The sequence below is a fragment of the Mesorhizobium sp. M0048 genome (assembly GCF_040323405.1).
In the GTDB taxonomy this organism is placed as follows: Bacteria; Pseudomonadota; Alphaproteobacteria; order Rhizobiales; family Rhizobiaceae; genus Mesorhizobium.
Map to the genome: position 1 here is coordinate 87,620 of NZ_JAMYUV010000003.1, position 25,680 is coordinate 113,299.

Genomic DNA, 25,680 nt, shown 5'->3' on the forward strand with positions numbered 1-25,680 from the left:
GCATATAAGCCGGCGAGCACTGGACGAGCGACACCCGCCATCGTGGTGATGGGCGTTGCCGGCTGCGGCAAGTCGGTCGTCGGCGAAGCGCTTGCAGCGGCATTGGGCGCCCTCTTTATCGAAGGCGACAGGCTGCATCCGCCCGAAAACGTCGCGCGCATGGCGAGCGGGCAGCCGCTTACCGACGCGCTGCGCGAGGGCTGGCTGGACGCGATCGGCCAGCGCATGGCCGCGTCGGTCGCAAGCGGGCAAGGTGTAGTCGCCGCCTGCTCGGCGCTGAAGCGCAGCTATCGCGATCGACTGCGCGGCTTTTGCCCTGATATCGTTTTCGTCTATTTAGAGATCGACCCGGCAACGGCAAAAAAGCGCGTCGGCAATCGCAAGGGTCATTTCATGCCGGCAAGCCTGGTCGACAGCCAGTTCGCCACGCTTGAGGCGCCAGCGGCGGACGAGGCGGCAATGACCTTGGATGGCACGCGTCCGGTCGCCGATACCGTGGGGACCGCCTTGAGCCTGCTCGCGCGCTAGATCTGCGACGTCAGTTCGACCGGGAAATCGTCATTGTCGGCATCGCGCATGGCGGCGAGGCTACGGTTGTCCAGCACCTCCGCGATCGCCTGGCGCACCTCCAGCATCATGTGCCGGACCTGGCAGGTCGCCTCGTCGCAATCCTCGCAACGCTGGTATTGCGTGCGGCTGGCGCAGGGGATCGGCGCCAGCGGCCCGTCGAGGACGCGCACGACATGGCCGATCTTGATCTCGGAAGCCGGCCCGGCGAGGCGGTAGCCGCCTTCCTTGCCCTTGCGGCTCTGGACGAAGCCGGCGTTGCGCAACTCGCCCAGGATGGCATCGAGGAATTTCTTCGGGATGTTGTTGGCGACCGCAATGTCATTGACGAATGCGAGCTGGCCAACCGGCAGGCCCGACAGATGCACGAGGGCCTTGAGGCCGTATTTGCCTTTTTTGGTAAGCATGCCCGAACCAACCCATAAAGCCCCAACCACCCGCGTCTGGCGGTTGTTTGTGTGCAAATCATGACGGTTTGATCACGCGAAGCCGTTCGCGAAAACAAGCCGTCCGTTCTCACGGTAGGCACAAACGCGTTGATTCTTTGTAACGTTTTGGACGGAATGCGCCCGGAAAGTGCCAGAAATCACCGTTCGCGGCGCGAAAGCAAAGAAGCCGGCAAAGCCGGCTTCTGTCAAAGTTGGAAGATCGCCTCAGCGGCTGCCATAAGTCTGGTCGAGCAGGCCGCCCGCTGCAAAGTGCTCGGCCTGGACCTTGGCCCAGCCGCCGAAGACGTCCTCCACCGTCAGCAGGCGGACGTCGGGAAACTCAGCCTTGTATTTGGCGGCGACCGCCGCGTCCCGGGCCCGCAGGCCGTTGCGGGCGGCGATGTCCTGGCCCTCCGGCGTATAGAGGAAGTCGAGATAGGTCTTGGCGAGATCGCGCGTGCCATGCTCGTCTGCAACGGTGTCGACGATCGCCACCGGGAATTCGGCCAACAGGCTGACCGAAGGCGTCACCTGTTCGAACTTGTCCTCGCCATACTCCTTTCGGACGCCGCGCGTTTCCGACTCGAAGGTGATCAGCACGTCGCCGATTTCGCGCTGCACGAAAGTGGTGGTCGCGGCGCGTCCGCCGGTGTCGAAGATCGGCACGTTGTTGAACAGCTTCGTCACAAACTCCTTCACCTTGGCATCGTCGCCCTTGAAGGCTTCCTTGGCGTAGGCGGTGGCCGCGAGATAGGTGTAGCGCGCATTGCCGGAGGTTTTCGGATTGGGGAAGATCACCTGGACGTCGTCGCGGACGAGATCGTTCCAATCCTTGATGTGCTTCGGATTGCCGGCGCGCACCAGGAAGGAGGGCAGCGAATAGAAAGGCGAGGCGTTGTCGGGAAAGTCCTTCTGCCAGTCGGCGGAGATAAGACCCTTCTTGACCAGGAAGTCGATGTCGATGACCTGGTTGAACGTGACCACGTCGGCGCCGAGGCCTTCGGCGATGGCGCGTGCTTGTGCCGAGGTTCCGGCATGCGACTGATCGATGGTGACGCCAGGGTGGCCGGCGACGAACGCCTTGTTGACCTGCGCAAACAGTTCGCGACCGACATCGTAAGAGGCGTTCAGCAATCTGTCGGCCGGCCAGGCTTGGGAGGATGCGAGGACCAGGCCGGCCAATGTGGCGACGCCAAGCAAAAATCGCTTCATGAAAACAGGCTCCAATGCCATGAGCTTAATGCCGGACCATAGCGGCAAGGCATCGTGCGCGACGAGGCACGCAGAGCGGCCGCTCCACGTTGTCGATAGAAGAAATATTCCCGCTGTGGGCGATTTCTAGTTTTTTCTTTCAAGCAGAGTCTCAGGACAGCTTGGCAGCGGCGCCGATGCCGTCGGCGTTGCGTCAAGAAAAGATCAGCCAAGTTGCACAAGAAGGTCGAGGAATTGCTGGCTGAGATTCCCGTCTTGCCGCTCGATGTGCCGGTGGATGCCGAGTACGGCGCGATTCGCGCAGAACTGGAAGGCAGGGGCCAGACCATCGGCCAAAATGACCTTTTTATTGCTGCCCACGCCCGTGCGCTTGGAACTACCCTGGTGACCGCCAACACCGGGGAGTTCAACCGGATCAAAGGCCTGAAGGTCGAGAACTGGCTGGTGTAGCGCCTGATAGAGGATCAAGCAGCCGGAAAAAGCTTCCAGCGCCGCGGCCTAAAAGCCACTCGACTTTTCTGCGCCGCCGGATGATCGACGGGCAATTCGATCTCGACCCGCTGACGTTCGCCGCCGATTTCGAGCTCGACCCGCCTGGTGCCGGCGACGCGGCGGCTGGCGGCGACCGTGCCGGCGATGCAGCCGTTGCATTCTTCCACCAGATCGACGTCGTGCGGGCGAAAGAACAGCGTCGCTTCGCCTTGCGGTGCGTGCGGCGCGGAAAGCCCGATCGGCCGGTCGGCGATCCAGACCTGGCCGTCCTCGACCTTGACCGGAATCGAACTCGATTCGCCGATGAAGCCGTAGACGAAGGGCGAGTTCGGAGTGTCGTAGATTTCGTCGGCGGTGCCGACCTGCTCGATGCGGCCCTGGCTCATCACTACGACGCGGTCGGCAAGCTCCAGCGCCTCTTCCTGGTCATGGGTGACGAAGACCGTGGTGTGGCCGGTGGCGTCGTGGATCTCGCGCAGCCAGCGGCGCAGTTCGCGGCGCACCTGCGCATCGAGCGCGCCGAACGGCTCGTCGAGCAAGAGCACGGCCGGTTCGATCGCCATGGCGCGGGCCAGCGCCACGCGCTGGCGCTGGCCGCCCGAAAGCTGTGCCGGATAGCGTTTTTCCAGACCGGAAAGCTGAACGAGGTTGAGGAGTTCCGAGGCGCGGCGGCGGATTTCCTTCGCCGACGGGCGTGACGGCCCGTGCCGGACCTTGAGTCCGAAGCCGATATTGTCGGCGACCGTCATATGGCGAAACAGCGCGTAGTGCTGGAAGACGAAGCCGACATTGCGCTCCTGAATCGACTTTTGAGAGGCATCCTCTTCGCCGAAGAAGATCTTTCCGCGGGTCGGCCGCTCCAAGCCGGCAATCAGCCTGAGCAGCGTCGTCTTGCCGGAACCGGAAGGTCCCAGCAGGGCGATCAGTTCTCCCGACTTGATGTCGAGCGAAACGTCGCGGAGGGCCGGAAACCGCTCAAACTCCTTGCGCACGTTGGCAACGCGAACTTCCATGCAAATCCCTTTTGTAGTTGATGCATGCCGTTATCCCAAAACAGGTTCCCACTTTTGGGCGACATCAAATCTTTGTTTTATGCATGTCGTTGTCCAAAAACCGCTACACACTTTTGGGCGACATGCATTTGTCAGTGTCCGCGCGTCGCGGCGATCTCGGCGCCGTAGCGCATCTCGAGAAGTGTTTTCAAGACCAGCGTGACGAGCGCCAGGCCGGCAAGCAGCGAAGCGACGGCAAAGGCGGCGGCGGCATTGTACTCGTTATAAAGGATTTCGACATGCAGCGGCATGGTGTTGGTCAGCCCGCGTATGTGGCCGGACACCACCGAAACCGCGCCGAACTCACCCATGGCGCGGGCATTGCACAGCAACACGCCGTAGAGCAATCCCCACTTGACGTTGGGCAACGTCACGTACCAGAACGCCTGCCAGCCATTGGCCCCGAGCGACAGGGCAGCCTCCTCGTCGCCATTGCCCTGTTCCTGCATCAGCGGGATCAATTCTCGGGCGACGAAGGGGAAGGTGACGAAGATCGTGGCCAGCACGATGCCCGGCACCGCAAACAGGATGACGATGCCATGCGCCTTGAGCCAGGCGCCGAGCAGGCCTTGCGCGCCGAACAAGAGCACGTAGACAAGCCCCGAAATGACCGGCGAGACGGAAAAGGGCAGGTCGATCAGCGTGGTCAGGAACGCCTTGCCCTTGAATTCGAACTTGGCGATGGCCCAGGCGGCGGAAATGCCGAAGACGATGTTGAGCGGCACCGAGATCGCCGCGACCAGAAGCGTCAGGCGGATCGCCGAGCGCGTATCCGGTTCGCCTAGCGCCTGTGTGTAGGCCTCGATGCCCTTGGCGAAAGCTTCCTTGAAGACGATGATCAGCGGCAAGAGCAGGAAGATGGCAAGGAACGCAAACGTTACGGCCATCAGCACGGTTCTCGCCGTGCGGCTTTCGGTCACCGCCGGCGACTGGCTTTCATGGTGCGGCGCGTAGGATTTGATCTCCGGGTCAGCCATAGCGCTTGCGGCTCCAGGTCTGCACCAGGTTGATGACCAGCAGCATGACGAAGGACAGTGCCAGCATGATCGCCGCGATCGCGGTCGCCGCCGCGTAATTATATTCCTCCAGCCGGATGACGATCAGAAGCGGTGCGATTTCAGATTTATAGGGCAGATTGCCGGCGATGAAGATGACGGAACCGTACTCGCCGACGCCGCGCGCGAAGGCCAGCGCGAAACCGGTGACGATGGCCGGCGCCAGTCCGGGAAGCAGAACGCGGCTGATGATCTGGAAGCGATTGGCGCCGAGCGTGGCGGCCACTTCCTCTACCTCCTTGTCGATCTCCTCCATGATCGGCTGCACGGTGCGGACGACGAAGGGCAGGCCGATGAAGATCAGCGCAATTACGATGCCAAGCGGCGTGTAGGCGACCTTGATGCCGAGCGGCGTCAGAAGGCTTCCGATCCAGCCGTTCGGTGCGTAGAGCGTGGTCAGCGCAATGCCGGCGACCGCTGTCGGCAGCGCGAAGGGCAGGTCGACCATGGCATCGACGATGCGGCGGCCGGGAAAGCTGTAGCGCACCAGTACCCACGCGACGATCGTGCCGAAGACGACGTTGACAGCGGCGGCAATGAAGGCGGTGCCGAAGCTGATCTCAAGCGCGTTGATGGTGCGGCGGTCGGTGACGATCGCCCAAAAGTCGGTCCAGCCGAGCGCCGCCGAGCGCCAGATCAGCCCGGACAGGGGAATGAGGATGATGAGGGTGAGGTAGGCAAGCGAGAAGCCGAGCGTCAATCCGAAACCCGGAATGACGCTCGGCTGTCTGAACCGCCACCCCGCCTTGGCGGGTGCTGTGGTCATGTCGTCCTGATCTAAATGCTACTGGGCCGGCTTGTAGATCTGGTCGAATATACCACCATCGCCGAAATGATAAGGCTGTGCCTTCTTCCAGCCGCCAAAAAGCGGGTCGTCGATGGTGATCAGCTTGATCTCAGGCAGCTTGGCCAAGTCCTCCGCCGGCACCAGGTCGGGCTTCGAAGGGCGATAATGGTTCTTGGCGATGAGCGTCTGGCCTTCCTTGGAATAGAGATAGCTCAGATAGGCTTCGGCAACTTTGCGTGTGCCTTTGGCGTCGACATTGGCGTCGACCACGGCGACCGGCGGCTCGGCCAGGATCGAGGTCGGCGGGTAGACGATATCGAAATTGTCGGCGCCGAACTCATCGAGCGCCAGATAGGCCTCGTTTTCCCAGGCGAGCAGCACGTCGCCCAGCCCTTTTTGCGCGAAGGTCACGGTGGCGCCGCGCGCACCGGTGTCGAGAACCGGGACATGCGCATAGAGATTGCCGACGAATTCCTTGGTCTTGGCCTCGTCGCCGCCATCCTTGGAGCTGGCATAGGCCCAGGCGGCGAGGTAGTTCCAGCGCGCGCCACCGGAGGTCTTGGGATTCGGCGTGATCACTTGGACGTCGTCCTTGACCAGATCGCCCCAGTCATGGATGCCCTTGGGGTTTCCCTTGCGGACGAGAAAGATGATGGTCGAGGTGTAGGGCGCCGAATTGTTTTCGAATTTCGTCCGCCAGTCTGGATTGATCTTCTTCGCTTTCGAAACGATGGCGTTGATATCGCCTTCGAGCGCCAGCGTCACCACGTCGGCGTCGAGGCCGTCGATCACGGCGCGAGCCTGCGCGCCGGATCCGCCATGTGACTGCTGGACGGTGACCGTCTCGCCTGTCTCTGCCTTCCAGTGGGCAATGAAGGCCTCATCGAATTGCTTATAGAGCTCACGCGTCGGATCATAGGACACGTTGAGAATGGTGGTGTCGGCAAACGCGAAACCGAGCGTGCCGAACTGGACGGATGTGGCGACCAGTGCGCCGAGCAGTTTCCTGAAATGAGGTTTGGTCATTTCCGCCTCCGTTGAACTCGCGCCAAATCTACCGAATTGATAGAATTTAGATGCAATCAATGTTGCCTTTTTTGGCTCATTGAAGCAATTTTTCGCCTGGTTTCGGCGATGCGAGGAACTATTTTCCCGCATGGACCATGATCGCGCTCCCGACGCGATTAACTAGAGACGGCCAGCTCTTCGGCAATGGCTGCGTCTCGTCCGAACGAGGTTTCGGCAGCTTATTCGCCGGTAACGGGAAAGTTGAAGCGCTCTCTTGGAAACGGCTCGTTTTCCAGCGTGAAGTGCCACCATTCGCGTGGGTAATTCTTGAAGCCGCCGGCGCGCATCGCCTCGACAAGTCTTTTGCGGTTAGCCGCGGCTTCATCGTCTATCGCTCGGTGAGCCGTTTCGCTCGCCGGATCGAAACAGTCGAAACCGGTGCCGAAATCGAGCGTGTCGGCATCGGTCGCGCCGCAGGCCGGTTTCGGAGCGCTCGTGCGGCCGGCCTGTTTTTTATGGTTGACCCGGGCGATCGCGACATCGACCGTCGATCCGCGCGAATGGGTGGACAGTTCGCCGATATAACCCTTGGCGATGAGATCCTTGCGCTTGACCTTTGGATACCATTGCGGGTCCGGTGGCCCGCCCGTTTTTGTCCATTCACTCATGTCGGAGACAGCCCGCGCAGGGCGGTAGCAGTCGAACACGACCAGCGTCAGCCCTTCGGCAGCAATCGCTTTCTGCACTGCCGAAAGCGCTTGCGCCGCTTGCCTGGTGAGGACGCATACCGGCGCATCGTAGCCGCTTACCTTGCGATGCAGGAAATTTTCGAGGCCGGCATAGCGGATATCCTGCCGGATACTGGGATCGATGTCGGCCAGCCGAACAAAGCCGGCGGGGAGGGTGTCAGCAAAGGCCGAGGAAATACCGGCGGCGGAAAGCAAGGCGTAAACCCCAATCCCTTGAATCACCTGCCGGAATCTATTCAAGGGAAATTTTCACTCGACAAAAACCTTTACGCTGGCCGCGCGTCCCGCCGCGTCGATCACGGTCAGGGTCGAATAGCCGGCGCCGTCCGGCTGCCAGGTTGCGGTGCGCCGCCGGTCGATGCCGACCAGCGGCTTGCCGTTGGCCAGCCAGCGGAACGGTGCGCGGCCGCCCTGCAGCTTGAGAACCAGCGGCGAGGCGTCGGCCGAGGAAGTGCCGAGGTCGACGCGGGCGCCGTCTGGCGGAAAGATGATGGTTGGCGCAGGCTCGGTCGGCGTCGCCTGCACCAGCCCATCGGTGCCGGCGCCGAAGCGCGTCAGCGTCACCGGCAGCTCCTCGCGTTTCGGACGCCGGACGCCGGACGGCTGGCTTGGCAGTGGTACGGCGGCCAGGCCGGAACGGACAAAGCCTTCGAACAGGATGGGCGCCGCCGAGATGTAGCCGGACAGGCCGGGCACCGCGCCGGCGTCGGGGCGGCCGACCCATACGCCGAGCACATAGCGGCCGTCAAAGCCGACCGACCAGGCGTCGCGATAGCCGTAGGAGGTGCCGGTCTTGTAAGCGATGCCGCGTTGGGCGGCACCCTGAGGCGGCTTGACGCCTGACAGGATGTCGGTGATCTGCCAGGTCGCCTGTCCGTCGAGAATGGTTGTGGTCGAGCGTTCGGCATTCTCCGGCTCGGTGCCGTCACGCAGCGTGTGTGCCTTGCCGCCATTGGCAAGGCCGGCATAGAGCTGAACCAGGTCGCGCAGTGTCATCCCGACGCCACCGAGGCCGATTGCCAGGCCAGGCGCCTCGTTGACGGGCAGTACAGGGATCACATCGGCCTGGCGAAAGCGCGCCATCAGCCGGGCCGGGCCGACCGCGTCGAGCACGCGGATTGCCGGAACGTTGAGCGACAATTGCAGCGCCTGCCTGATGCTGACATCGCCCTGATAGCCCATGTCGAAGTTCTTCGGCCGGTAGCCGGAGAAATCGGTTGGGCTGTCCTCGATCAGCATCTCCTGCGCCACAAGGCCTTGCTCGAAGGCGAGGCCGTAGATGAACGGCTTCAGCGTCGAGCCAGGCGAGCGGACGACTTTGGTCATGTCGATCCAGCCCGAACGGGTGGCATCGAAGAAATCGGCAGAGCCGACCTCGCCAAGGATATCGCCGGTGCGGGCATCGGCCAGCACCATGGCCACCGAGAGGCGAGGGCCGAGCCTGGCGGCTGCATCTTTCGCCACCTGCTCCAGCCCTTCCTGGACACTCTTGCGGATCGTCAGTTGCAGCTTCTGGCCGGGGATGGCCTTGGGCAGCATTGCATAGGCCGCATGGGCAGCGAGCGCAGGCAAGGTGCGCCGCAGCCCCGACACATCCTCGAGCGCGGCACGCGCGGCCTCACGTTCGCCGAGCAGGCCTGCCGAGACCATGCGGGTCAGCACCCTGTCGCGGGCAGCGTGGGCAATCTCGAGATTGCGATCAGGGCGTCGCTTTTCCGGCAATTGCGGCAAGGCGACGAGCAGGGCGGCCTCCGAGACCGTCAGCCGTTTCGGCTCCTTGCCGAAATAGGCGAGCGAAGCGGCGCGCACACCTTCGAGATTGCCGCCATAGGGCGCCAGCGTCAGATAGCGTTCGAGGATCTCGCGTTTGGAAAGCCGCCGTTCGATTTGCAGGGCGCGCAGCATCTGCTTGATCTTCGAGCCGAGGCTGCGGCTGTCGCGTGGTTCGATCAGGCGGGCGAGCTGCATCGAGAGCGTCGAACCGCCGGAGACGATATGGCCGCTGGTCGCGAACTGGCCGGCGGCACGCGCCAGTGCCAGCACATCTATGCCTTGGTGACCCCAGAAACGCTTGTCCTCATAGGTGACCAGCATGTCGACGAACTGCTTGTCGATCTGGTCCAGGCTGGTAGCGAGCCGCCAGTAGCCGTCCGGCGTGGCGAAGGCGCGCAGCAGTTGGCCGTCTCGGTCCTGCACCTCGGTCGAGACCGTCAAAGCAGCCGGCAGCGGCGGCGGAAATGCGCGGTCGAGCTGCCAGAGGGCGACGGCGGAAATGGCCACGAGGCCGGCGCAAGCGGCGGCGGTGATGGCAGTTCGGCGGAGGAATCTTCTGGAGAGCACGGCACCGCCCTTCTCCCTTCTCCCCTTGTGGGAGAACGTGGATTGGCGCGCAGCGCCGAGACGGTTGAGGAGTGCTGGCCAGAGCGCTATTGGTGCCAAGCTGGAACACCCCTCATCCGACCTCGCTTCGCGAGGCCACCTTCTCCCACAAGGGGAGAAGGGAGAGCCGGCCGCGACCTCGGCTCCCTTTCTGCAACGCTGAAGATTGGCGAAATCCTTTGCGACGGTGCCATCGCCATATTCCTATCCGCCCTTTTTTGCCTTACGGCGCCTTGACCTCCATCATGCCGGTGGCGGTGCGGGCCGAATATTGCGGCCGGTACATGTCCTGGATCGTTGCCGCCGGGTGGGCATAGGTGCCCGGCGTCACCGCGCGCACGACGTAGGCGAGCGTGATGTTGCGGTCGCCGTCGCCGTCGTTGGGATTGAACGCCGCGACGAAACGGTCGTCGCGGAATTCGAGATGGGCGGCATCGGTCTGAGCCAGCCAGGAGAAGTTCGTCAACTGAGCGCTGGAGACCAGGCCCGGATTGTCGATCTCGAAGCCGGCCGGCAACAGGTCGGTGATCAGCAGCCGCGAAGGCCAGGTGTTCTGCTCGTAAACCTTGAGCACGACGACATAGCGTTCGTTCTGCTTGACCTCCGTCACGTTGGCCTCTGTGCCGTCGAGCTTGTAGTAGGTACGGCTGATGGTAAAGCCGTTGCCGCCGGCCGGCAGAGGCTGGATCGGGGAGGCCACAGTGGTGACGACCGCCTGCAGCGGATTTCTGCCGGTATTAACGATGGTCAGCGGACTGTCGGCCAGGTCGCCACCGGCGATCTGGTCCGAATAGCCGCCGGCATGCGGTGCGCCGTTGACGGTCAGCGCGATCGAATCATTGCCGGCCTTCAGCGCCCGGGCCGCCAGCAGCATCCAGGACTCGTCCTGCGTGCTGGTCCACCTAGCGTCGGCGCGTTCCCTGGTCACCAACTGGATCAGCGCCGGCACGATGGTCGGAACCGGCTTGCTTTCCGCGGCAAGCGCCAGGATCGCCGCGCCGTCACGCAGCGGCGAGCCATAGTCGGATCGGTAATAGTCATATTCGGGTGTCGACTTGGCCAGTTGCAGCGCGGCCTGGAAGGTTGCCTCCGAGCGCTGCGTGTCACCGTAGAGCGCGAGAGACGCCGCCAGCTGGGCGACGGCCATCGGGCTGGTAAAGGCCTCGAGCTGGGTGTCGGCATAATAACGCAGATCGCCGACCGAGGCCTTCTTGTTGCGGGCAAGCACATAGAGCGCGTAGGCGATCTCGCTGCCACGATCCTGGACGTCCTGATCGTAGCCGATCGCGTTCTGCAGATTGCTCAGCGCCTGGTTCATCGCCAAGGCCGGCACGTCGTATTTCTGCTCGCGCGCCCGGGTCAGGAAATCGGTGACATAGGCGTCGAGCCACAGATCGCCGGAACCCGGACCCCACAGGCCGAAGCTGCCGGCCGATGCCTGGTAGCTCAGCACCTTGTAGATGGCGTCCTGGACGCGGCCATGCAGATCGGGGTCGCTGGCCATGCCGATGCCGGAAGCCATGTCGTTGACGTAGAGAAGCGGCATGGCGCGGCTGGTGGTCTGTTCGGCGCAACCATAGGGATAGCGGTCGAGCGTCATCAGCAGCGACGGCACGTCGAAGGCAGCCGCCTGCGAAACGCCGACGCTGACCGAAGCGCCATCGAGCAGGCTTGCCGCCAGCAGTTCCTTCTCGACGCGCAGCGCGCCGCCATTGCCCTTGAGGTCGACGACCATGCGGGTGGTCACCGGCAGTTGCGCCGGGCGCACCGGCACATAGAGCGTCTGCTCGACGGCGGTGCCGTCGGCATGCGCAAGCCTGATGGTGATCGAGGCGTTGCCTGCGGTCTGCGCAATCAACGGCACGGTCAGTGTCTGCCGCTTGCCTTTGGCGAGCGTCAGCTTTTCAGGCAAGGCGGCATTGCCGGTTGACAGGTCGCCTGTCGTGTTGACGGTCAGCTTGTAGTCGCCTGCGGGGCCGTCGGTGTCGGCGACGTCGAGCCGCATGAGGGCGGAATCGCCGGGCGCCAGGAAGCGCGGCAGGCCGGCGGTGATTACCACCGGATCACGCACGATGACGTCGGACTGGGCATGGCCGACCGCTTCCTTGGTCCAGGCGACGGCCATGACGCGCACGGTGCCGTTGAACTGCGGAATGTCGAAGTCGATCCGCGCCTTGCCGTCGGCGTCGAGCTGGACCGGGCCGGAGAAGAAGGCGACCAGCTTTTCGGTCGGCGGACTGCCTTGCGATTGCATGTTGGCGCCGTCGCCGCCGGTGCGCAGCTTACCGGTTGTGCCCAGCGAGCCGTCGATCAGCCGGCCATAGATGTCGCGAACCTCGAGACCGAGCATGCGCTGCCCGAAGAACCAGTTCTCCGGATCCGGTACCTTGTAGTTGGTCAGGTTGAGGATGCCGACGTCGACGGCCGCGACCATGACATAGGCGTTGGTGCCGGGCTGCACGCCGGCAACGGCGACCGGGATCGACAGCTGCTGGCGCGGCATGGTCTTGCCCGGCGTCGCCAAGCTGACCGCAAGCTTCCGCGAGCCGGGATCGAGCTTCAGCCATTTGACGCCGATGGCGCGCGCCGGCATGCGTGTCTCTTGCGCATCGCCCGGCCTGAATAGCGTTGCCGTGACGTAGGCGCCGGCGCCCCAGTCGTCGCCGACCGGGATGTCGACAGTGCTGCCGCCGGCCGGCACGCTGGCGGTGACGGTCTTCAGGAGCTTGTCGGCGCCGATGGTGACGAGCAACTCGCCGGCAAAGTGCGGCGACACTTTGAGCTTGGCCACTTCACCCGCCGCATAGGTATCCTTGTCGAGGGCGATCTCGAGGCCGTCGGGCGTTTCGGTGGTGGTGGAACTGACATACCAGCCGGCGTCGAACTCATAGCTGGTGGCCGGGCCTTCCGGATCCGCTGTCTCGATCTCGAGCCGGTAGCGGCCCCAGTCGACCGGCAGCGACACCGTAGCCTCGCCATCGGCGCTCAGGTCGACCTGGCCGTTGGCCACCGCCTTGGTGAAGGTGACCGGCTCATAGTTCCAGGAGTTGCTCGAGCGATACCACTGGTAGCTGCGCTCGACCTTGACCAACGACCACTGTGCGCCCTTCAGCGCCTCACGCTTGCCGTCTGGGTCGACGGCGACCAGGCTGAACTTGGCCGTGCCGCCTTGCGGCACCTCGTCTCCGTCGAAATCCGGGCGGATGCCGATCATGTGGCCCTGCGGGCGGATGCCGATATTCAGCGAGCGCTCGACGGCACGGCCGCCGGTTTCACGCATCCTGACCGTGATCTTGGCATCGACCAGCTTGGTGGTGGATGGCAATTGATCGACGGAGACCGGGAAGGTCGCCTTGCCGTCCTCGCCGACCACCGGCAGGCCAGTGAAGGGCGTCACTGTCGGTTCAGCCGACTGTTCGTCGGCGAGACCGAAGGAATAGCCTTTGAAGCGGTCCCAATCGCGGGCGGTCGACAGCGTCAATTCGCCTTCGAGCGCGAGGCCCGCGGCCGGCGCGCCGTAGAGAAAGCGGCCGTCGACGGTAATGTTGGCGGTCTCGCCCTGGGCGATCTCCTGCTTGTCGGAGGACAGGTCGAACTCGATGCGGTCCGGTACGAAGTCCTCGACCAGGAACATCTGGCTGGCAACCGCCGCCTGCTTGGGATCGGTATGGATCGCCACCGTCCAGGTGCCGCGCATGGCGTTGGGTTCCAGCGGCAGGTCGACCGCGTGACCACCGGCCGACGCGCCGTCGCTGACGATGCGGCGGTCCTCGACGCCGTCGGGCCGCGAGAAGATGAAGGTCAGCGGCAGGTTCTCGACCGCCTTGGCGGCACTGTCGCGGGCAAGAGCCGCGACATGGACATCTTCGCCGGCGCGGTAGATGCCGCGCTCGGTCCAGGCATAGACGTCGAGCGCGCCAGGTGCCGGCCGTCCGGCGACGCCACGGTCGGACAGGTCGAAGCCGGCGCGGCCCATATCGAGGAAGACGAAATCGTCGTCGCCCTGTTTGGCCATCAGCACGGCCGGCGCCATGCCGCTGTCGCCGCGCGTCAGGCCGGGATTGAACACCGCCCGCCCTTCCGCGTCGGTGGTCGCGGTGCCGAGGATTTCATTGTTCCTGGCCAGCAGCGTCAGCTCGGCGCCGGCAATCGGCTTGGCGGTTGCGAGCGAACGCGCAAAGACGTTCAGTCCATCCTGTCCGGTATAGGTCGACAGGCCGATATCGGAGACGACGAACCATTGCGTGGCGTGCGAATCATAGTCGTCGCTGCGATCGTCGACGGCTTGTGCGGTCAGCACATAGACGCCGGGCTTGCGCTTCGGCAACGCCTCATCGATTGGGAAGGAGGTGGTGACTTCCTTGTTGAGGTCGTTGGCGATGTCGAGCTGGCCCTGCCAGACCGGCTCGCCCATCTGTTCGGAGATGTTCGAAATGTCGTAGCCGTCAAGCTGGCGCAGGAACTGATATCCCGACAGAAGTTGGGCCAGCGAGCGGTCGCCGATGCGGAAGAGCTTCATTTCGGCGGCATTCATGTTGACGGTGACGACCGGTATGCCGCGGCGTGCGCCGGCGGGCAGCACGAAGCTGTCGCCGGTGAAGCGGGCCGAAGGCGCGCGGTCCTGCACATATATCGATAGAACCACCGGTGCCGCGGTGACCTCGCCAATGGCGGCCGGCAGGCCGGCGCGGAAGGTCACGTCATAATGTTGGCCGTGCTCGAGCCCTTCGACGCAGATCTGCTTGTCCTTGGCTTCGACGCCCTTGGGAGCGGCGTTGTCGACAGTAACGAACTGCGAGTAGTCGACGCCGGTCTTGACCAGCTCCTCGGAGAACTGCGCGCAGATGCGTGGCGCGCTGGTGTCGGCATCGACGGTATGATCGATGACGCGGAAGCCCTTGCGGGCCTTGAGATCCTGGTAGGCGGCCCTGACTGCCGGCGAATTGACGAGAGCGAGGCTCGCCTCGTAGGCCTGCAGGGCCGGCCTGTAGAGATCGCGGCGATCAAGGCCGTCCCCGAGCAGCGCCAGCACGTCGGCGCGCGTCCTGGTGGTGCGCAGCAATTTGTAGGCATTGAAGGCGGCGGAAGTGGCGTTCGCCGGCAGCGTCGACGGCTCCGAACTGTTGGCGGTCGGATGGACGGCAAGCGTTTCGCGCGCCAGCTCGAGCCAGAGCTGGCCGTCATCAGGCAACGCCGAAACCGCCGCCTCGTATTTGTGCATGGCCGCGCGATGATCGCCCGTCAGCGCCGACTGTTCGGCGGCGGCCCTCAGCGCCGTCAGCCCCTCGGTCGGCTTGGTGTAGGTCGGGCCAGTGAGCTTGTTGCGGTATTGCTGGGCCTGGTCTGCCATCCAGTTCGGGAAGAAGGCGAGTTCGGGTGGCGCGCCGATGTCGGGATCGCCATCGATGTTGACGACCTTGCCGGCGACGGCGCCGCTGAAGGGTTTCAACGAGTTGTAATCGGATTTAAGAAAGCACCATTTGGCCTTGAGGTTGTAGGTGAAGGCGCGGCAGGCCGGGTCGCCGAGGCAGGTGGTCTTGCACTGGTCGAGGCTGACATTCTGGTCGGATCTGAGATCGAAACCGAAATAGTCGGAATTGTCCGATGTCACCACCCGCCGGGCTTCGGCCGCTTGCGCGACACCGCTCCAGGCAAAAAAGAGAAGGAAAAGAATCGATAGACCACGAGCCGCGCGCATTGCCATAAACCCCTCCAGACAAGTGCTGACGTCCAGAAATCTTCAAGCTTCAGTGGCGCTTGTCAACATCAGGACGCGGCAGGATCCGCCTGCCAACGGTTTGCTTTCCGGCCGATGACCGGTAGTAGCTCCATAGGACAGGGGATCACGCTTTCTTGCGGCGACGCAGAAGGTGTGAGTTCCAAGCCCTGTCTATTTCAGCAATTGGATTGTGGCCCCTTTACGAGTGCTTCAGAACTTCATTCCAATTTTAGGTTTGCGAGCTAGGCTAGGAGCGTAATGCCGGCGTATGAAAGGCAGATGTCGGGAGGAACCGCGCAACGGCGCGCGCTTTCGCGCGCCCTGCTTTTCGCCTTGCTGTGCTCGGCGGTACTTATTGTCGAGACCGGAAATGCGGCAGCCTTCGAGATTTTCGGCATCAAGCTATGGGGATCGTCGAAGGACGAAGATGCCGACATCGTTGACCCGCTGCGTTATGCCGTGACGATCGAGACGCCCGACGCCGACAAGGATCTCGCCGAGAAGCTCGAAAACGCCTCGGCGCTGAAAGCCGACGAGGAACACCCGGTATCAGGTTCGCTGGGTCTTTTGGCCAAGGCGCGCAGCGACCGTGAGCAACTTGTCGCCGCGCTCTACGCGGACGCCCGCTACGAGGGGGTCGTCACCATCACTATTCAGGGCAAGCCGCTCGACGATCTGCCGCCCGATGCCGAGTTTTCCGGCCCGCAGCCGATTCCGGTGGTGATAAGCATAGCGGCCGGGCCGAAATTCACGCTTGGCAACATCAGACTGAAAGGCGATGCAGCGGGGCTGGCAAGTGCCGATTTCGGTCTGATCGCCGGCGGTGACGCCAGTTCGGGCGCCGTGCTCAAGGCCGAGGCGGCGATCGTGCGGGCACTCAAGCAAGAAGGCAGGCCGCTGGCCAAGGTGACGGGCCGCGAGATCGTCGCCGAGCACACCGGTTCGACGCTCGACGTGACGCTCACCGTCGCGGCCGGCCCGGTCGCCGGCTATGGCGACACCACTGTCGAGGGTACCGAAAAGGTCGACCGCGACTTCACCGAATATATGACCGGTCTGAAGCGTGGCCGCCAGTATTCGCCCGATGAGATCGACGATGCACGCGACCGGCTGCTCGGCCTCGAGGTCTTCAACAGCGTGACGGTGAAGGAAGCCGACGCCCTCGACGCCGAGGGCAATGTCCCGATCGGTGTCCAGGTCAGCGAACGCAAGCCGCGCTATTTCGGCATTGGCGGCAGCTTCTCAAACACCGAAGGGCTGGGCCTCGAAGGCTATTGGGGGCATCGCAATCTGTTTGGCCGCGCCGAAAAGCTGCGCATCGACGGCAAGATCAGCGGCATCGGCAGCAACGACTTGACCCAGCTCAATTACAATGCCGGCGTCATGTTCGAAAAGCCGGGCGTGGTCGGGCCGGCGTCGAAATTCATTGCCAGCGTCAATGCTGTGCTGGAGCACCCCGACGCCTATGACCATTTCTCGGTCAAGGGCAGTACCGGCCTATCCTACGAACTCGACAAGAAGCAGACGGTTTCCGCGCAAGTCGCGCTGGATTATTCGAGGATCCACGACGCTTTCGGCAAGCACACCTATCTGATCGCCAGCATTCCACTGCAATATGTCTACGACAATCGCGACAGCAAGCTCAATCCGACCCGGGGCTTCAGGGTGCTGGCCTATGCCGAGCCGAGCTACGACATTTTGAGCGGGGCTGCCTTTGTCAAGCTGAAGGGCGAGGGGTCGGCCTACCAGTCGCTCGATTCGGCCTCGAAATTCGTTTTCGCCGAACGTGTCGCCATCGGCTCTATCATCGGCGCCAGTCTTCAAGATGTTCCGGCAGATCGCCGCTTCTACTCAGGCGGCGGCGGTTCGGTGCGCGGCTATGCTTATCAAGGCATCGGCCCGAAGGACAGCAATGGAGAGCCGATCGGAGGGCTTTCCTTCTTCGAGACCTCGGTCGAGATGCGCATCGCCGTCACCGACAAGATCGGCGTTGTGCCGTTCGTCGATGCCGGCACGGTGTCGACGAGGCAGGTTCCCGATTTTTCGGACATGAAGGTCGGCGCGGGTGTAGGCTTGCGCTATCTGACGGCGTTCGGGCCGCTCCGCATCGACGCGGCAGTGCCGCTCAACCGCGGCCCCGACGATCCTCATTTCGGCATTTATGCCGGCATCGGCCAGGCATTCTGATGGCAATATTCAGGCGCATCCTTCGTATCCTTTTCTACACGCTGCTCATCGTCGTGGCAGCGGCGGTGGGGGCGCTCGTCGTGCTGACCAAGACCGAGCGCGGCCGCGAAAACCTTGCCGGCATCATCTCGACCATGGCCTCGACCAGTGATCGCAAGGTCACTGTCGTCGGCATCGACGGTATCTGGTCGGGCGCGCTGAGGGTCGATCATGTCGTTCTGGAGGATCGCGAAGGCGCCTGGATGGTGGCGCGCAAGGTGGCCGTCGACTGGTCGCCGCTGGCACTCCTGTCGAAGAGCTTCAGCGCCGATCGCATTGGGGCCGAGCGTATCGAGTTGGCAAGGCTGCCGATGGCCAATACACAGCCGCGCCAAAGCGGGGCGACCACGCTGCCGGTTTCCATCGATGTCAAGCAGCTCGACCTTCCCGAAATCGCACTCGGGCAGGCTCTGGCCGGCAGCGGTGTTGCCGAGCTCGCAGCCAAGGGAGCGCTCAAGGCGGATGCCTCGCCGTTGGCTATCGAGACCAATCTCAACATCGTTCGCCATGACGGCAAGCAAGGCACGGTCGACGCCAAAGCCCAATTCGCGCCGGCCGACAACAAGCTCGACCTCGACTTGAGGGCATCCGAGCCGGCCGGCGGCATCATCGCCAACCTGCTCAAGCTGCCGGGCGCGCCGCCGGTCGAGATTGTCGTTTCCGGCACCGGACCGCTCGCCAACTGGAATGGCATCGGGACCTTTGTCGTCGATCGCCGGATCGTCACCCAGCTTACCGGTCGTCATCAGCTCACGAACAAGGGTCATTATGTCGAGGCCAAGGGTGACGGCGAGTTCGAGCGCTTCCTGCCCGAAAATCTGAAGCCGCTGTTTGCCGGCAAGACCAGCTTCGACCTCGCCGGCACAGCGACCGCGGCCGGCGGCGTCGACGTGGAGCGCGCCAATATCGACAGCGATGCCGTGCACGCGACGGCCGCCGGCACTGTCGATCCGAACGGTGCCAGCGATCTTTCCGTTAAGCTCGCCGCAAAGGGGCCGCCGATCGTGCTTAGTCTCGGCAGCGAGGCGCAGCCGATAACCGTGGCGATCAAGGACGCCACGGCCCGCGCTTTCGGCGATGGCAAGGCGCCGATGGTCGATATCGGCGCGTCGCTGGTCTCGGTGGTGGCGGGCGGCACGCGGGTGGACGACCTGATCGGGCAAGTGCATTCGGATGGTTTCGACATCCAGAACCGTAGCGGGCCTGTCACCATCAAGCTGACGGCGGCCGGCCTGAACACCGACGTTGCGACGTTGGCGCCGCTGATAACGGGCAGGGTCAGCGCCGGTCTCGCCGGCTCCGTCAGCAAGGACCAGGTCGTCGTCGACCAAGGCACGCTGCGCAGCGACGCGCTCAATGCGTCCGTAACGGCCACCGTGGTGCTGGCCGATCTGTCGATGACGCTCAAGATGAATGCCGACGCGGCTTCGACGGCGCTGCCGCCGCAGATCAGTTCGGTTCTCGGCCAGCGCGTGCAGTTTTCCGCAACCGCGACCCGCGACCCGGACGGTGCGTTTGCCGCCAATGCACTGCAGCTCACCTCCGGCACGCTCAACGCCAGCGGCACCGCCAGCGCGCAGGGCACCGATATCCGAGCCGATATCAAAGGAACGCTCGGCGACGTGTCGGTGCTGTCGCCGCTGGTTGGCGCGAAGGTCGGCGGCGCAGTCGATTTCGCGCTGACCGCAAGCGGTGCGCGCACCGCGCCGGACTTCTCGGTTTCGGCCAGCAGCGACAGCCTGACGGCGTCCGGCCATGCGGTGAAGCAGATCAAGCTGAGCGCGCGCGGCAAGGCCGATATCGCCAGTCCCGCCGCCGATGTCTCGCTGACCGGCTCGGTCGACGACCAGCCGCTCGACCTCAAGGCATCGCTGGTCACGACCGACGGAAAGCGCTCCATCAATGGACTTGCCGTCTCGCTGGCCGACAACAAGGTCTCCGGCGACCTCGGGCTCGACGACAACCTGCTGCCGCTCGGCACGTTGGCCCTCGATGCCGCCGATATTGCCCCGCTGGCCAGACTTGCCGGCCAAACGCTAGCCGGCGACGTGCGTGGCACGATCCGCTTCGCCAACGACAATGGAGCACCGACGGTCGCGATCGATGCGACGAGCACCGCGATTTCGCGCGGCGAACTGGCGGCCAAGACAATCGCCGTCAACGCGCTGGTCGCCAATTATCTCAAAGCCCCGGCGATCGCCGGCAAAGTCAAGGCCGACATGATCACTTCCGGAACCACGGTGATCAGCGGCATCGATGTCGACCTGAAGCGCAACGGCGACTGGACCGGCTTTAGCGGCGGCGCCACGGTCGCCGGCATTCCGGCCAGCGCGGCCGGGCGGGTCAGGATCGCGAACGGCATCACCAGCATCGAGCTTGCCTCGGGCGAGGCAATCATCCGCGGCATCAAGGCAGCGATCGCACAGCCGTCGGCGCTGACAATCGCCAATGGCATGGTGAGCATTGAGAACCTGGCGCTCGGTGTCGGCGGCGGTTCGGTTGCCGTGTCGGGTACGGCTGGCCAGACGCTCGATCTCGCTGCCACCTTGTCGGCGGTGCCGGCAGCGCTTGCCAATGATTTTTCACCGGGTCTCGATGCCGTGGGCGCGCTCAGCGGCACCGCGCAGGTCACGGGATCGTCGGCTGCCCCCGACGTCCGTTTCAACGCCCGGCTCAGCGGCGCCGAAACCAACCAGACCCGGCGGGCCGGGCTCGGGCCGCTCGATCTCGATGCGGCAGGCCGCTTCTCCTCGGTCAGCGGCCTGGCCATCGAGCAGGCGACGCTTGCCGGCGAGAAAATCTCCGGCAAGGCAGCCGGCACCATCAATCCGAACGGCGCCAGCGATTTCTCGCTCGACCTCGCCTCGACCGGTCCGAGCCTGCCGCTGTCGTTCGGCAGCAAGGCAAGTCCGATCAAGCTCGAGCTGCAGGCGATATCGCTAAAGGCGGCCGGGCAGGGCACGCAGCCGAAGCTCGACATCTCCGCGACGCTGCCATCGGCCGCCACCAATCTGGCTAAGGTCGAGGGCATCACGCTGGCGCTGCACTCCGATCGCTTCGACGTGAAAGCCCGGAGCGGGCCGATCTCCGGCACCGTGACCGCTGAAAAAATCGGCATCGACAATCCGACAGTCGCACCGCTGATCGCCGGCAAGGTCACTGCCAAACTCGCCGGCAGCCTTGCCGCCGACGCTGTCATCATCGATAGCGGCACAGTGACCAGCGACGCGTTGAACAGCGGCTTCAACGGGCGGGTCTCGCTGGCCGACGGCGCCATCGATCTAAATCTCAAGGCGGATGCCGCGTCGGCGGCGCTGCCGGCGGCGGTACGTGGCGTGCTCGCCGCGCGAACACAACTCAGTGCCGCGCTGAAGCGAGACGCCAACGGCAATGTCACCGCCAACGCCGTCAGGCTGTCGTCCGGTTCGCTAACGGCAGACGGGCAGGCGAGCCTTGCCGCCAACAAGCTCAGCGCCGACGTCAAAGGCGCGCTGGGCGACGTCTCGCTGGTATCCAAGGACGCCAAAGGCGCCATCTCTTTCGCGCTGAATGCGCAAGGCGCCAGCACTGCGCCGGATCTGTCCCTGACTGTCAACAGCGACAGGCTTTCGGTCGCGGCGCGCGAGATCACTGGCCTGAAGCTCACTGCCACCGGCAAGGCTGATGCCGCCAACCCGGCTGCGAATGTGCAACTCACCGGAAACGTCGCGGGTCAACCGCTGCAGGGCAGCGCCGTGCTGGCGACATCGGACGGCAAACGCGCCATCAATGGGCTTTTGCTGTCGCTGGGCAAGAACCGTATTTCCGGCGACCTGGCGCTCGACGATGCCTTCGTCCCGGTCGGCACGGTAGCGCTCGACCTGCCCGATATCGGTCCGCTTGCTGCCCTGGCACTGGAAAAGGCCGACGGCGATGTGCGCGGCACGATCGCCTTCTCCAAGGCGGGCGCCGTGCCGCAGGTCGCCGTCAAGGCGATGACGGGCTCGATCTCGCGCGGCGATGTCTCGGCCAAGGCCGTGAGCATCGATGCGCTGATCGCCAACTATCTGGCGGCACCGGTGATCTCGGGCAAAATCCGTGCCGACAGCGTGACCTCCGGCGGCACGGTTATCCGTGGCGTCGACGTCGATCTCAAGCGCGACGGCGAATGGACCGGTTTTTCCGGTGGCGCCACCGTCAAGGATATTCCGCTGAAAGCCGGTGGGCGGGTCAAGGCGGTCAACGGCACGACGACGGTCGAACTTGCCTCCGGCGAGGCGACCATCCGCGGCATCAAGGCGGCTATCGCCCAGGCCTCGACCATCAACATCGCGAATGGAGTGCCCAGCCTCGACAGGCTGGTGCTCAACCTCGGCGGCGGCACGGCGACGGTCACGGGCAAAGCTGGGCAGGCGCTCGACCTCAACGCGACGCTGGCCCGCGTCCCGATCTCGATAGCCAACAGTTTTTCGCCGGGCCTCGATGCCGCCGGTTCCATCTCGGGCACGGTGAAGGTGACGGGTGCGCCGGCCAATCCGGCCGTTGCTTTCAAGATCGATGCAGCAGGCGTTCAGACGTCGCAGACCCGTGGTGCAGGCTTCGGCGCCATGGGCGTTTTATCCTCAGGTACGTATTCGGGCAACAGACTGACCTTCGACGCCAACATGAGCGATGCCGCCGGCCTCGGTCTCAAGGGCGGCGGCACGATGACGACATCAGGCGCGCCCACCCTTGATCTCAACTTTTCCGGCAAGGTGCCGTTCGCATTCCTCACCAGGACACTCGCCGCGCAAGGCTTGTCCCTGAGCGGCACGGCCGACGTCGATATACAGGTACGCGGCCCGGCGACGTCGCCGGTGATCTCAGGCACGGTCCGCACGTCAGGCGCCCGCCTGCTCGACGCGCGTTCGGGGCTTGCGATCAACGACATCACTGCCGATGTCGCCGTCGGTGGCGGCGTGGCAAGGATCAATCGACTGACCGGCACGCTGTCGACGCGCGGCAGCCTTTCGGCCAGCGGCACCGTCGGCATCGATCCGGCTAAGGGTTTTCCGGCCGATCTGTCGATCAAGCTTGTCGACGGCCGCTATACCGACGGCAAGGTAGTCACCGCCAATCTTGGCGGCGACCTGACCGTTAAGGGGCCGCTCACCTCCGCGCCGATGATTTCCGGTACCGTCAACCTGGCCAAGACCGTCATCACCGTACCCGAAAAACTGCCCGGCTCGCTGGCCGAGCTCAACGTCAAGCACAAGAATGCGCCGGCCGCCGTGCGTGCGCAGGACAAGGCGTTGCGCCCGGCCGCTGCAAGCAGCGGTGGCGGCGGCAGCGGCCTCATTCTCGACGTCACGGTCAATGCGCCGAGCCAGATCTTCATCCAGGGCAGGGGCGTCGACGCCGAACTCGGCGGGTCGTTGCGGCTGACCGGCCCGGCATCGTCACCCCAGGCGGTCGGCACCTTCACCTTGCGGCGCGGTCGGCTGACGATCCTTGCCAAGCGGCTGACCTTCACCGAAGGCACGGTCGGCTTTTCCGGCTCTCTGGTGCCCTACCTCAATCTCACGGCGCAATCGAAGACGACCAGCGCCACCGTGACCATCGTGGTGTCGGGCGAGGCGACCAACCCGAAATTCACCTTCTCCTCGGTACCGGCGCTGCCGGAGGACGAGGTGCTGGCGCAGCTGATCTTCGGCCGTTCGATGTCGAACCTGTCGCCGCTGCAGATCGCTCAGCTTGCCGAGGCTGCCGGACAACTGGCCGGCATCGGCGGCTCGACCTCCCTGCTGCAGAACCTGCGCAGCGCGATCGGCGTCGACGACCTCGACGTGATCACCGACGAAGAGGGCGGCACCGCCGTCTCGGCGGGCAAGTATCTCAACGACCGCACCTACGTGACGATCCAGAAGGGCGACAGGCCGGGCTCGGGCAAGGCAACCGTCGATCTCGACGTTGGGCGCGGCGTCAAGCTGCGTGGTGAGGCAACCGACGCCGGCGAAGCCAAAGGCGGTGTTTTCTACGAACGGGAATATTGAAACCGGCCGTTCGCGCAGAACAGCTGGTTGCCCGATGAACGAGCGGCGCAGCAGCAAATGTCCCGGTTTAATTGCCCGTGGAGATTTCGGGCGAAATCCCTGGCGCACTAGCAAATTTGCGCCAAGACTGTCGTTAACGCGCGAACCGGCCTGCTTCCAAAGTTGCACATTCCTTGGCATGTTCCCAATCCGTGCCGTCTTTGACATCATGGCGCGGATGCGGAATGTTAAAAGGCAGAAAGCCAACAATGGGAGTTAGTCATGACGATCTACAAGAGTAACGGCGACCGCGTTCCCGATCACATCCTGGCCATGGCCGAAGACGCCAAGGCAGGCAAGATGGATCGTCGCGAATTTCTGGCTCTCGCCAGCGTCTTCGGAGCCTCGACGGCGATGGCCTATGGCATGCTTGGCCTTGCAGACCCGACGCCGGCCAAAGCGGAAGAGGTCCAGGGCAAGAAAGGCGGCGTGTTGAAGGTCGCGCAATGGATCAAGGATCCGAAGGATCCGCGCAAGGCCGACTGGTCGGAAATCGCCAATGCCGAGCGCCAGGCGCTCGAGCCGCTGGTCAAATATACCACCGAATACACATTCCGCCCCTATCTGCTGGAGAGCTGGGACGTGAATGACGACGCTACCGAATACACGCTGCATGTGCGCAAAGGCGTCACCTGGAACAACGGCGATCCGTTCACCGCAGACGACGTCATCTTCAACCTCAAGCGTTGGGCCGACAAGAAGGCCGAAGGCAATTCCATGCCGGGTCGCCTCGGTTCGCTGGTCAAGGACGACAAACTGGATGAGAGCGCGGTGACCAAGGTCGACGACCACACGATCAAGCTGACGCTCAGCAAGCCGGATATCGCCCTCATTCCCAACGTGTGCGACTATCCCGGCCTCATCGTCCACAAGACGTTCGATGAAAAAGGCGGCGACTTCAAGTCCTGCCCGATCGGCACTGGGCCGTTCGAGCTGGTCTCCTACGATGTCGGCCAGAAAGTGGTCTACAAGCGCCGCGAAGATAACAAATGGTGGGATGGTGAGGTCTTCCTCGACGGCATCGAGTTCGTCGACTACGGCACCGATCCGGCGGCCATGGTCAGCGCCTTCGAAGCAGGCGAGGTACACACCAATTTCGAGACGTCGGCCGACTATGTGTCGATCCTCGACGGCATGGACCTGGTGAAGTCGGAGATCGTCACCGCCTCGACGATCGTCTGCCGCACCAATGTGACCAACAAGCCTTATGGCGACCAGAAGGTTCGCAACGCCCTGCAGCTCGCGGTCGACAACAATGTCGTCCTCCAGCTCGGCTACGGCAATGCCGGCACGGTTGCCGAAAACCACCATGTCGCCCCGATCCATCCGGAATACTACGAACTGCCGAAGATTGCTCGCGACCCGGCCAAGGCGAAGGCGCTGATGGCGGAAGCCGGCCAGGCCGATTTCGAGCACGAGCTGATCACGGTCGACGAGGACTGGCACAAGAATACAGGCGATGCGATCGCCGCGCAGATGCGGGACGCCGGCATCAAGGTGAAGCGTACGGTGCTGCCGGGTTCGACCTTCTGGAACGACTGGACGAAGTATCCGCTGTCGATGACCAACTGGAACATGCGGCCGCTCGGCGTCCAGGTTCTGGCGATCGGCTACCGCACAGGTGAAGCCTGGAACGAGACGGCCTGGTCGAATCCGGAGTGGGATGCCAAGCTCAACGCTGCGCTCGCAGTCGCCGACGCCGCCAAGCGCAAGGAAATGATGAAGGATATCGAGCAGATCCTGCAGGATTCCGGCATTATCATCCAGCCTTATTGGCGCAAGCTCTACAGCCATTCGGTCAAGGCGGTGCAGAACTACAAGATGCACCCGACCTTCGAGCGCGACTATGGCAAGGTCTGGCTCGAGCAGGCCTGACCGGACGATCCGGAAAGGGGCGTCTCGCCCCTTTCCGTCGCTCTTTGCATGATCCATGGACCGGAAGTCGGCGCAGCAAAA

General features: G+C 63.8%; 13 protein-coding genes and 1 pseudogene. 5 read left to right on the forward strand and 9 right to left on the reverse strand.

Translation table 11 applies throughout. The features are described 5' to 3' along the window. The first annotated feature begins 48 nt into the window (after window positions 1-48). Window positions 49-528: a gluconokinase gene (locus NKJ84_RS04640; RefSeq protein WP_352505666.1), complete on the forward strand. Its 480-nt coding sequence runs from the start codon at window positions 49-51 to the stop codon at window positions 526-528. On the opposite strand, the gene NKJ84_RS04645 is transcribed toward NKJ84_RS04640, so the two are convergent. Beyond that, window positions 525-974, reverse strand: a complete 450-nt coding sequence (locus NKJ84_RS04645) for an RrF2 family transcriptional regulator (protein WP_352505535.1) — start codon at window positions 972-974, stop codon at window positions 525-527. The genes NKJ84_RS04640 and NKJ84_RS04645 overlap by 4 nt on opposite strands. A 246-nt stretch (window positions 975-1,220) precedes the next feature. Further along, a complete protein-coding gene (locus NKJ84_RS04650; protein WP_352505536.1) occupies window positions 1,221-2,207 on the reverse strand; it encodes a sulfate ABC transporter substrate-binding protein in 987 nt (328 codons plus the stop codon). Between the two features lie 180 nt (window positions 2,208-2,387). On the opposite strand from NKJ84_RS04650, the pseudogene NKJ84_RS04655 reads away from it, so the two are divergent. Continuing rightward, window positions 2,388-2,657 (forward strand): annotated as a pseudogene (locus tag NKJ84_RS04655) (PIN domain-containing protein); the annotation flags it as partial. 14 nt (window positions 2,658-2,671) lie between these two features. Here the strand turns inward: NKJ84_RS04655 and NKJ84_RS04660 are convergent. From NKJ84_RS04660 to NKJ84_RS04690, 7 genes are all read right to left on the reverse strand, one after another. After that, window positions 2,672-3,712 (reverse strand): sulfate/molybdate ABC transporter ATP-binding protein, encoded by a 1,041-nt coding sequence (locus NKJ84_RS04660; protein ID WP_352505537.1) that lies wholly within the window; start codon window positions 3,710-3,712, stop codon window positions 2,672-2,674. 131 nt (window positions 3,713-3,843) lie between these two features. Then, window positions 3,844-4,728 (reverse strand): sulfate ABC transporter permease subunit CysW, encoded by an 885-nt coding sequence (gene cysW, locus NKJ84_RS04665; RefSeq protein ID WP_254819066.1) that lies wholly within the window; start codon window positions 4,726-4,728, stop codon window positions 3,844-3,846. Continuing rightward, complete coding sequence (gene cysT / locus NKJ84_RS04670) at window positions 4,721-5,572, reverse strand: sulfate ABC transporter permease subunit CysT (RefSeq protein WP_023720880.1); 852 nt, start codon at window positions 5,570-5,572, stop codon at window positions 4,721-4,723. The genes cysW and cysT overlap by 8 nt, the downstream gene beginning before the upstream one ends. Before the next feature lie 18 nt (window positions 5,573-5,590). Next, complete coding sequence (locus NKJ84_RS04675; RefSeq protein ID WP_352505538.1) at window positions 5,591-6,619, reverse strand: sulfate ABC transporter substrate-binding protein; 1,029 nt, start codon at window positions 6,617-6,619, stop codon at window positions 5,591-5,593. A 221-nt stretch (window positions 6,620-6,840) separates the two neighbouring features. Continuing rightward, complete coding sequence (locus NKJ84_RS04680; RefSeq protein WP_352505539.1) at window positions 6,841-7,545, reverse strand: M15 family metallopeptidase; 705 nt, start codon at window positions 7,543-7,545, stop codon at window positions 6,841-6,843. A 54-nt stretch (window positions 7,546-7,599) separates the two neighbouring features. Further along, window positions 7,600-9,690, reverse strand: a complete 2,091-nt coding sequence (pbpC, locus tag NKJ84_RS04685; RefSeq protein ID WP_352505540.1) for a penicillin-binding protein 1C — start codon at window positions 9,688-9,690, stop codon at window positions 7,600-7,602. 262 nt (window positions 9,691-9,952) lie between these two features. Further along, a complete protein-coding gene (locus tag NKJ84_RS04690; protein ID WP_352505541.1) occupies window positions 9,953-15,433 on the reverse strand; it encodes an alpha-2-macroglobulin family protein in 5,481 nt (1,826 codons plus the stop codon). A 273-nt stretch (window positions 15,434-15,706) separates the two neighbouring features. Here NKJ84_RS04690 and NKJ84_RS04695 point away from each other — a divergent pair, with 273 nt between their 5' ends. The 3 genes from NKJ84_RS04695 (at window position 15,707) to NKJ84_RS04705 (ending at window position 25,599) form a co-directional block, all read left to right on the forward strand. Next, a complete protein-coding gene (locus NKJ84_RS04695; protein WP_352505542.1) occupies window positions 15,707-17,635 on the forward strand; it encodes an autotransporter assembly complex protein TamA in 1,929 nt (642 codons plus the stop codon). Beyond that, complete coding sequence (locus NKJ84_RS04700; protein WP_352505543.1) at window positions 17,635-23,685, forward strand: translocation/assembly module TamB domain-containing protein; 6,051 nt, start codon at window positions 17,635-17,637, stop codon at window positions 23,683-23,685. The genes NKJ84_RS04695 and NKJ84_RS04700 overlap by 1 nt, the downstream gene beginning before the upstream one ends. 261 nt (window positions 23,686-23,946) lie before the next feature. Further along, window positions 23,947-25,599 carry an ABC transporter substrate-binding protein gene (locus NKJ84_RS04705; protein WP_352505544.1) on the forward strand — a complete coding sequence of 551 codons (1,653 nt, stop codon included), beginning with the start codon at window positions 23,947-23,949 and terminating at the stop codon, window positions 25,597-25,599. Window positions 25,600-25,680: the final 81 nt, after the last annotated feature.

Bases quoted from the DNA above. Each gene is read 5' to 3' on its own strand.
- NKJ84_RS04700 (WP_352505543.1), top strand. From the start codon at position 17,635: ATGGCAATATTCAGGCGCATCCTTCGTATCCTTTTCTACACGCTGCTC.
- NKJ84_RS04650 (WP_352505536.1), bottom strand. From the start codon at position 2,207: ATGAAGCGATTTTTGCTTGGCGTCGCCACATTGGCCGGCCTGGTCCTC.
- cysW (WP_254819066.1), bottom strand. From the start codon at position 4,728: ATGGCTGACCCGGAGATCAAATCCTACGCGCCGCACCATGAAAGCCAG.
- NKJ84_RS04640 (WP_352505666.1), top strand. From the start codon at position 49: ATGGGCGTTGCCGGCTGCGGCAAGTCGGTCGTCGGCGAAGCGCTTGCA.
- cysT (WP_023720880.1), bottom strand. From the start codon at position 5,572: ATGACCACAGCACCCGCCAAGGCGGGGTGGCGGTTCAGACAGCCGAGC.
- NKJ84_RS04645 (WP_352505535.1), bottom strand. From the start codon at position 974: ATGCTTACCAAAAAAGGCAAATACGGCCTCAAGGCCCTCGTGCATCTG.
- NKJ84_RS04675 (WP_352505538.1), bottom strand. From the start codon at position 6,619: ATGACCAAACCTCATTTCAGGAAACTGCTCGGCGCACTGGTCGCCACA.
- NKJ84_RS04695 (WP_352505542.1), top strand. From the start codon at position 15,707: ATGCCGGCGTATGAAAGGCAGATGTCGGGAGGAACCGCGCAACGGCGC.
- NKJ84_RS04660 (WP_352505537.1), bottom strand. From the start codon at position 3,712: ATGGAAGTTCGCGTTGCCAACGTGCGCAAGGAGTTTGAGCGGTTTCCG.
- NKJ84_RS04705 (WP_352505544.1), top strand. From the start codon at position 23,947: ATGACGATCTACAAGAGTAACGGCGACCGCGTTCCCGATCACATCCTG.
- NKJ84_RS04690 (WP_352505541.1), bottom strand. From the start codon at position 15,433: ATGGCAATGCGCGCGGCTCGTGGTCTATCGATTCTTTTCCTTCTCTTT.